The organism is Streptomyces sp. NPDC029014, from assembly GCF_055564695.1.
On the sequence record NZ_JBVHVT010000058.1, the window covers coordinates 50506 to 58721 of the forward strand.

At 75.5% G+C, this 8216-nt stretch carries 6 protein-coding genes; 1 reads left to right on the forward strand and 5 read right to left on the reverse strand.

From position 1 onward, the window contains the following. Window positions 1-1703: 1703 nt before the first annotated feature. Both ACZ4VL_RS27935 and fmt read right to left on the reverse strand, forming a co-directional pair. On the reverse strand, window positions 1704-3164 hold the full coding sequence (locus tag ACZ4VL_RS27935; RefSeq protein WP_468205084.1) for an RsmB/NOP family class I SAM-dependent RNA methyltransferase: 1461 nt from the start codon (window positions 3162-3164) through the stop codon (window positions 1704-1706). Window positions 3165-3221: 57 nt separating this feature from the next. Then, a complete protein-coding gene (fmt, locus tag ACZ4VL_RS27940) occupies window positions 3222-4157 on the reverse strand; it encodes a methionyl-tRNA formyltransferase (protein WP_404238610.1) in 936 nt (311 codons plus the stop codon). 277 nt (window positions 4158-4434) lie between these two features. Here fmt and ACZ4VL_RS27945 point away from each other — a divergent pair, with 277 nt between their 5' ends. Continuing rightward, window positions 4435-4956 carry a hypothetical protein gene (locus ACZ4VL_RS27945; RefSeq protein WP_361091479.1) on the forward strand — a complete coding sequence of 174 codons (522 nt, stop codon included), beginning with the start codon at window positions 4435-4437 and terminating at the stop codon, window positions 4954-4956. Window positions 4957-5270: 314 nt separating this feature from the next. Here ACZ4VL_RS27945 and ACZ4VL_RS27950 read toward each other — a convergent pair whose 3' ends face one another. From ACZ4VL_RS27950 to ACZ4VL_RS27960, 3 genes are all read right to left on the reverse strand, one after another. Then, window positions 5271-7403 (reverse strand): primosomal protein N', encoded by a 2133-nt coding sequence (locus tag ACZ4VL_RS27950; protein ID WP_468205087.1) that lies wholly within the window; start codon window positions 7401-7403, stop codon window positions 5271-5273. 9 nt (window positions 7404-7412) lie between these two features. Continuing rightward, window positions 7413-8006 carry a HEAT repeat domain-containing protein gene (locus ACZ4VL_RS27955; RefSeq protein WP_468205089.1) on the reverse strand — a complete coding sequence of 198 codons (594 nt, stop codon included), beginning with the start codon at window positions 8004-8006 and terminating at the stop codon, window positions 7413-7415. A 72-nt stretch (window positions 8007-8078) separates the two neighbouring features. Then, window positions 8079-8216 (reverse strand): methionine adenosyltransferase domain-containing protein (locus ACZ4VL_RS27960; RefSeq protein ID WP_468205095.1); only part of this gene is annotated, 138 nt, incomplete at its 5' end.

Here is an 8216-nt window from a genome sequence, read left to right on the forward strand (position 1 = left end):
AGGATGCCCGCACCCGGGGTCGGAGGAGCATCCGGGGGCTTCCCGGTAGCCCATTGTCCTTTCGGTGCGGGCCGGCCCGTCAAGGGCGCTCCTTCGTCGCGTCGCTACGCGATGTCGCTACGCTCCACCCCTGACAGACCGACCCACCCCGAAACGCCAAAGAGCTACCGGGAAACCCCCGAAGGATGGCCAGGGGGCACGACAACCAGAAACGGCCCTCGCCAGAGCAGCGCGCCCCGGCTCCGCCCCGCAGCATCCCAAGCAGCCGGGACCGCCAGGTCCCGCCCTGTCCCAGGCAGGCAGGCACCAAAAGACGCCCCCAAGCCCCGTATCCGAGCCGCGCGGGAGCGATGGGCGCCCAACCTGCCGGAAATGTTGACGACAAGCCCATCCAGCCCCCGCCAACGCCCCAGATCGCTACGCGCTCCTCATTCCTCGGCGACCGACGGCCGCCTGGGGCTGGTAGGCGCCTTAAATCGCTACACGCTCTCCTCATCTCAGCGACCGACCACCGCCCGGGGCGGACCCGTCCATGGGCGGCCACAAGTACGCGGCGAAGTACTTCACGGACCTGCGCTCGATGGCCTTACTGGCAGCCGAAATTGACGCTGCCCGACGCGCATAGGCCATCCGAGGGCAGGCTGGCTGGGCGTCAGAGCGCTACGCGCTCTCCCAGCAACTGGCGACCTTCTCAGCGTCGGCGACAGAGCACCACACCGGCTCCCACCGCAGCTCAGCAACCGACCACCGTAAGGACCCGGGCGCCAGATCAGCCGCCGATCCCACCGCAGCGCACGACGGCCCGATGCGCCTCCAAGCCCCAAACGCGCATGGTGCACGGCATCGTCCGCGAGAACCTCGCCGAGGCCGGTCGGCCGCCGCGAAATGGGGAGCGCGCGCAGCGACCTGCCGCGCCCACCAGCCCCGGGCTGCCGTCAGCCGCCGAGAAATGAAAAGCGCGCAGCGATTTGAGGCGCCCACCAGCCCCGGGCTGCCGTCAGCCGCCGAGAAATGAAAAGCGCGCAGCGATTTGAGGCGCCCACCTGCCCCAGGCGGCGGTCGGTCGCTGAGCTGAGAGGAGCGCGTAGCGATCTGGGGCGTTGGGGGGTTGGATGGGCTTGTCGTCAACATTTCCGGCAGGTTGGGCGCCCATTGCTCCCGCGGGGCCCCGCTACGGGCTTGGGAAGCCGCTTTTGGTGCCCGCCTGTCCGACGGGGCCGGGAACTGGCGGTCCCGGGTGGCTGGGATGCCGCGAGGCGGAGTCAGGGCCTGCTGCCCTGACGAGGGCCGCTTCTGCCTCTCGTGCCCCCTGGCCATCCTTCGGGGGCTTCCCGGCAGCTCTTTGGCATTCCGGGGTGGGTCGGTCTGTCAAGGGTGGCCGGAGGCCATCGCGCAGCGACGCGACGAAGGAGCGCCCTTGACTGGCCGGCCCGCACCGGAAGGACAATGGGCTGCCGGGAAGCCCCCGGATACGCCTCCGACCCCGGGTGCGGGCATCCCGCCTTCCGGGATACAGGCCAGCCTCCCCCGACCCCGGGTGCGTGCATTCCGCTCGCTCCGCCACGGCCAACCGCCCCGACCCCGGGTGCGGGCATCCCCGTGCCCACGCCCCCGCCCAGCCGCTCAGCCCCGGCCCCGCGCACCCGCGTCACCGCAGCCCCCGCCGTGCCTCCTGCTCCCGCCCTACCCGCAGCCCCCCGCCCCTACGCCGTGCGGCGCAGCAGGGCCAGGTACATCGCGTCCGTGCCGTGGAGGTGGGGCCAGAGCTGGACGTCGGGGCCCTCGCCGAGGCCCGGGACGCCCTGCATGTACGGGCGGGCGTCGATGAGTTCGGCCGAGATCGGGCGGGCGGCTGCGCCGCGGCCCTTCAGGACGTCGTCCACGACGACCCGTGTCTCCGCCAGGTGCGGCGAGCACGTCGCGTAGCCCACGACGCCCCCGACCCGCACCGCGTCCAGCGCCTCCCGCAGCAGGGCGCGCTGCAGCGGCGCGAAGCCCTCCAGGTCCTGCGGCCGGCGCCGCCACCGCGCCTCGGGGCGGCGGCGCAGGGCGCCCAGCCCCGAGCACGGCACGTCCATCAGGACCCGGTCGAAGGAGCCCGGCAGCCAGGCCGGGCGGGTGCCGTCGGCGGCGATGACCTGGTAGGGGCCCGGGTTGCCGGACAGGGCCCGCTCGACGAGGCCGGCCCGGTGCGGCTGCTTCTCGGAGGCGAGCAGGAAGGCGCCGCGCTGCGCTGCGAGCGCGCCGAGCAGGGCGGCCTTGCCGCCCGGGCCGGCGCAGCCGTCGAGCCAGCGCTCGTCGCGGCCCTCGACGGGGACGGCCGCCAGGGCCATCGCCACGAGCTGGCTGCCCTCGTCCTGGACGCCGGCGCGCCCCTCGCGCACCGCCTCCAGGGCGCCGGGCTCGCCGCCCTCGGCCATCCGGACGGCGTACGGGGACCAGCGGCCGGGCAGGGCCGCGCCCTCGCCGACCGCGGCCGTCAGTTCCTCGGGGGTGGAGCGGCCGGGCCGGGCGACGAGCGTGACCTCGGGGCGCTCGTTGTCGGCTTCCAGCAGGTCCTCGATCCCGGCCCGCCCGCCGCCGAGGGCGTCCCACAGGGCGCTGACCACCCAGCGCGGGTGGGAGTGGTACACGGCGAGGTGTTCTTCGGCGTCGTCCTCGTACGGCGGGGCCACCCGCTCCAGCCAGGCGTCGAGGTCATGCGCGGCGATCTTGCGCAGGACGGCGTTGACGAACTTGGCGCGGCCGTCGCCCAGCACCACGCGGGCCAGTTCGACGCTCGCCGAGACCGCCGCGTGGGTCGGGATGCGGGTGCCGAGGAGCTGGTGCGCGCCGAGCGAGAGGACGTCGAGCACCGGCGGGTCGACCTCGCGCAGCGGGCGGTCGATGCAGGCGCTGATGATCGCGTCGTACGTGCCCTGCCGCCGCAGCGTCCCGTACACGAGCTCGGTGGCCAGTGCGGCGTCCCGGGCCTCGAAGTTCTCGTTCTGGCGGGCCTTGCGCAGCAGGGGCGGCAGGACGAGGTTGGCGTACGCGTCGCGTTCGTCCACCGCCCGCAGCGCCTCGAAGGCCAGGATCCGGACCGGGTCCTTCTTGGGCCGGCGGTACGGCTTGGGCTGCTTGCCGCCGGGGGCGGCGGGACGACGGCGGGGCTGTTCGCTCACGTGAAAGGTGCTCCGGAAAATGGATATACGGGGTGAAATGGGCGTCCGGGGTTCAGGTTACGCCGTCGCGAGCTGCTCGCCCGCGGCGATGCGGACGCCGCGCGCCCAGTCGGCGCCGCGCATCGGCTTCTTGCCCTGGGGCTGCACCCAGAGCAGCTCCACGGCGTGCGAGCCGGTGCCGACGTAGACGTTGTTCTTGGCCGGGGCCAGTGCGCCGGGCGCCAGGTCCGTGCGGTCCGGCACCATGCCCACCGAAATGATCTTGAGTCGCTCGCCGCGGAACACGGTCCAGGCGCCGGGCGCGGGGGTGCAGCCGCGGACGACGCGGTCGGCACGCATCGCCGGCGCCGTCCAGTCGACGCGCGCGTCCTCGACGGTGATCTTGGGCGCGATGGAGACCCCGTCCGCGGGCTGCTCGACGGCCCGCAGGGTGCCGTCCTCGATCCCGTCCATGGTGGCGGCGAGCAGCCCGGCGCCGGCGAAGGCGAGGCGGGTCAGCAGGTCACCGCTGGTGTCGGTGGGCCGGACCTCCTCGGTCAGGACCCCGTAGACCGGTCCGGTGTCGAGGCCCTCCTCGATGCGGAACGTGGAGGCGCCGGTGACCTGGTCCCCCGCCATGATGGAGTGCTGGACGGGCGCGGCCCCGCGCCAGGCCGGGAGCAGCGAGAAGTGCAGGTTGACCCACCCGTGGCGGGGGATCTCGAGGGCGCTCTTGGGGATGATCGCGCCGTAGGCGACGACCGGGCAGCAGTCCGGGGCGATCTCGCGCAGCCGGGCCTGGAACGCCGGGTCGCGCGGCCGCTCCGGCTTGAGGACCTCGATGCCGGCCTCCTCGGCGCGCTCGGCGACCGGGCTGGCGACGAGCCGGCGGCCGCGGCCGGCCGGGGCGTCGGGCCGGGTGACGACGGCCGCGACCTCGTGCCGCCCGGAGGCGATCAGGGCGTCCAGGGCGGGCACGGCGACCTCGGGGGTGCCTGCGAAGACGAGCTTCACTGGGGGTCTACCTCGCTATTCTCGCTCGCGATCTCGGCTAGTCAGCAGCGCACCAGTCTATGGGGCGGACCCGGAGGGAACCCGCTCGGGCCGCGATCCGGCCGCTCAGGGGGCGTACGTACACACGCGCGCCTCTCGCATATGCCGACACGCCCCCGAAGCGTGACTTCCTCCACGGGTGGCGCGTTGGTCAAGAGAGATTGACCGAAACCGGGCCGCGCAAGATCGGTGTCTGCGGCCCTGTCCGCTCTTCAGCACCGGTTCGAGAGGCTTCTTCATGGCCGACCACGCCACCCACGACGCCCAAGCGCGGGCCAGTCTTCACCTGTTGGTGCGGGACATCGAGCGGGTCCGCCGGCAGGTGGATGCGCTGCGCACGCTCACCGCTCAGCTGGGCAATGTCTACCGCCCCCGCCGCTCCGGTCCCTCCACGGGTTTCGTCGTCTACGGGCGCGCGCCCGCCCCCACCGTCCGGCTCGCGCAGGAACTGCGGGACAGCGTCGAGACGCTGGTCACCGCGGCGGTGGACTTCGACCGCTCGCTCGGCTTCTCGTGGGACGCGGTCGGCTCGGCGCTCGGCGTCACCAAGCAGGCCGTGCACCGGCGGTACGGCGCACGGCGGGCACAGGCCGCCGAGGCGGCCGAGCCGCTGGCCGAGGGCACCGCGACGCGGACCCTCGGGCCGCTGCCCACGGTCCCGGCGGCCCGCTCGGTGCCGCCCCAGCCGGTGCGCGAGGAGACCCAGGCGGCCGGGGCCGGATCCCGCCCGGCGGCCCTGCCCGGCCCCCGGAACGGCTGACCCCGCGACGCCCGCCGCGGGACGCCGACCCCCGCCGGCCGGTGCGCTGACACCGTGACCGCAACGCCCCCGCCGGCCCCGCCGACCGGGGGCGTTCGGCCGCACAGTGGCGCTCGGCGCTCAGCAATCGGACCCGGACCGCAGCAGTCGGACCCCAGCGGTCGGACCACGGCGCTCGGACCACGGCGGACTGAAATGCATCGGACCGCGGCGTCGACCGCACCGGTCGCCCACCGACCACCGACCACCGACCACCGAACAGCGGCCACCACACGCCGACCACCGGCCACGGCCCGCTGCCCCCCCTCGGCCCGTCAGCCGATGTCCAGCGGGTCGATCCGGACCCGGACCGCCTCCGCGGCCGGCACCCCCCGCGCCATCCGCGCCGCCTGGGCGGCCTTGAGCGCGGCGGCCAGCGCGGCCCCGCTGCCCGGCGGCACCCGGACCAGGGCCCGCTCCCCGGGGGACGGTTCCCCGCGGCGCCCCGGCAGCGGTACGGGGCCCAGCACCTCGGCGTCCGCCGGCAGGGCGGCGCCCGCCAGGAAGGACTCCACCGCCTCGCCCCGCCCGACGACGGCGGCCATCCGGGACACCGGCGGGAAGCCGAGCTCGGCCCGCTCCGCGAGCTCCCGCACCGCGTGGCCCACCGGGTCCCAGCGCACCAGGGCCTGGACCGGCCGCAGCGTCGGTTCGGCGACCACCACGACCTGCCCCTCGCTGCGCACCAGGGAGGCGGCCGCGATCCACCGCCGCAGCGCCTCCTCGCCGGCCCGCAGGTCGGGCCGGGTCAGCATGGCCCAGCCGTCCAGGAGCAGCGCGGCCGCGTACCCGACGCCGGCCGCGACGGGTTCGGCGCCGGGGGTGGACACCACCAGCGCGGGCCGGTCGGGCACCTCGTCCAGGACGTGGTCGCGCCCGGAGGTCCGTACGGGCACGGCCGGGAACGCCCGCCCCAGTTCCTCGGCGGTCCGTCGGGCGCCCACGACCTGGGCGCGCAGCCGGAACGAGCCGCACTCCTCGCAGTGCCAGGACGGCTCGGGCCGCCCGCACCACCCGCAGGTGAGGTCCCGCGCGTCGGGGGCCTCCAGCGGGCCCGCGCAGGCCCGGCAGCGGGCGGGGGTGCGGCAGCGTTCGCAGGCCAGCCGGGGGACGTAGCCGCGCCGCGGGACCTGGACGAGGACGGGGCCGGTCTTCAGCCCGTCCCGGACGGTCTCCCAGGCCAGGGAGGGCAGGCGGGCGGCGCGGGCCGCCTCGTCCCGGGCGAGGAGTTCGTCGCCGACGGTGCGGATGCGGGGGGCGCAGGCCCGGACCGTGTCGCGGTCCGCGGTCAGGGGCCGGGCCCAGCCCGACGCGACGAGCTGGGCGGCTTCGACGGTGCAGCTGGTGCTGCCGGCGAGGAATCCGCAGCCCTCGCTGACGGCGCGCAGCTCCAGCACCTCGCGGACGTGCGGGAAGGGGGCGCGGTCGTCGCTGTGGCTGGAGTCCCCGTCGTCCCAGACGGCGACGAGTCCGAGGTCCCGTACGGGGGCGAACATCGCGGCCCGGGTGCCGACGACGGCGCGTACGGAGCCGCGGTGGACGGCGAGCCATTCCCGGTAGCGCTTCTCGGGGCCGGACTCGGCGGTCAGCAGGGCGTGCCGCCCCTCGCCGAGCAGGGCGGTGAGCGCGGCGTCGACGCGGGCGGCGGTGCGCCCGTCGGGCAGTACGGCGAGGGCGCCGCGGCCGGAGGCGAGGGTGGCCGCGATGGCCCGGGCGAGCTCGTCGGCCCAGCCGGGGCCGGGCAGGGCCGTCCAGACGGCGCGCGGGATGCCGCCGGCGGCGAGGGACCGCAGGAAGGCGGGTCCGGCGCCGTAGCGGGTCCAGCCGCCGGGGTCGGGGGCTGCGGGCGGGGGCAGCGGCGCCGGGGAGGGCTTGGCTTCGGCGCGGGCGTTGCGCGGGGGCAGGGCGAGCTGGAGGACGTCGGCGAGGCTGCCGGCGTACCGGTCGGCAACGGCCCGGGCGAGGGCGAGCAGGCCGGGGGTGAGGACGACCTCGGGCGAGACGACGTGGGCCAGGGCGGCCAGCGCCCCGCTGTAGTCGGACTCGGCGCGCCGCTCGACGATGAACCCGTCGATCAGCCGGCCGCCCTCACGGCGCCCGCCGTGGACGTGGTGGGAGCCGGCGCCGAAGCGGACGCGGACGCGGACGCCGGGCTGCGCGGCCTCGGAGAGTTCTTCGGGGACGGCGTAGTCCCAGAGCTGGTCGAGGTGGAGGACGCCCTTGTTGACGAGGACCCGGGCGATCGGCAGGTCGTGGGCCAGGGCCGCGCCCCGCCAGGTGCGCGGCTTGGCCTTGGGGGCCTTGGCCTTCGCTTCGGCGACCATCTCCCGGATGAGCGCGAGCTGCTCCGGCGGGCCGCCGGGATCCTGGTCCCCGCCCCGCCTGCCGGCCTCGTTCTCGCTGCTCACACCGCATTCTTACCAAAGCCCACCGACAACGTCGGCCCCCGATGCCCGCTCCCGAGGCCTCCGCCGGCGACGGGGGTTCGCCCCTGGGCAGCACGGCTGGTCCGTCTGCGCAGCTCCCTGTCGGGCGGCGTCGGCACGGTGCGCGGCCTTCGCCCTCTCCGGGCACCAGCGCAGCTCCTGCGCTGCCTGCGCCGCTTCCTCGCGCACCCTGGGGTGCGCATGGCCGAGGAACCGCTCGACGGTCGGCAGTGCCGCCTCGTCGTGGGTGGCGCCCAAGGTGGCCAGGACGTAGTCCAGGAGCGGGGGTTCGATACCGTCCGCCCCGTCGGCGAGCGGCTCCACCACCCGGTAGGACAGCTCGTACCGCATGGCGGCCGTACAGACGGCGTTCAGAGCGGACTCCCGTACCGGGAAGCCCTCGTCGAAGAGTGCGACCGGGACGAGGCGCTCGACCACTCGCTCGGCGTCCTCCTGCGCCAGCCGGCCCGTCTCCAGAACGTCGCCGACGCGTTCGAGGCAGAGGTCCCGGCAGCCCGTGTCCGGGCCCGCCAGCTCCTTCCAGGCCGATTCGATCAGCGCCGTCATCCTCGGGTGAGCGTCCACGGCCGGAGAGTACGCCGAAGGGCCCCGGACCTGGCGGTCCGGGGCCCTTCGGGCAGGCGGGTGCAGGCGCCCCTACAGGCCGGCGGCGGCGCGCAGGGCCTCGACGCGGTCGGTGCGCTCCCAGGTGAAGTCCGGCAGCTCGCGGCCGAAGTGGCCGTAGGCGGCGGTCTGGGCGTAGATCGGGCGCAGCAGGTCGAGGTCGCGGATGAT

Bases quoted from the DNA above. Each gene is read 5' to 3' on its own strand.
- ACZ4VL_RS27945 (WP_361091479.1), top strand. From the start codon at position 4,435: ATGGCCGACCACGCCACCCACGACGCCCAAGCGCGGGCCAGTCTTCAC.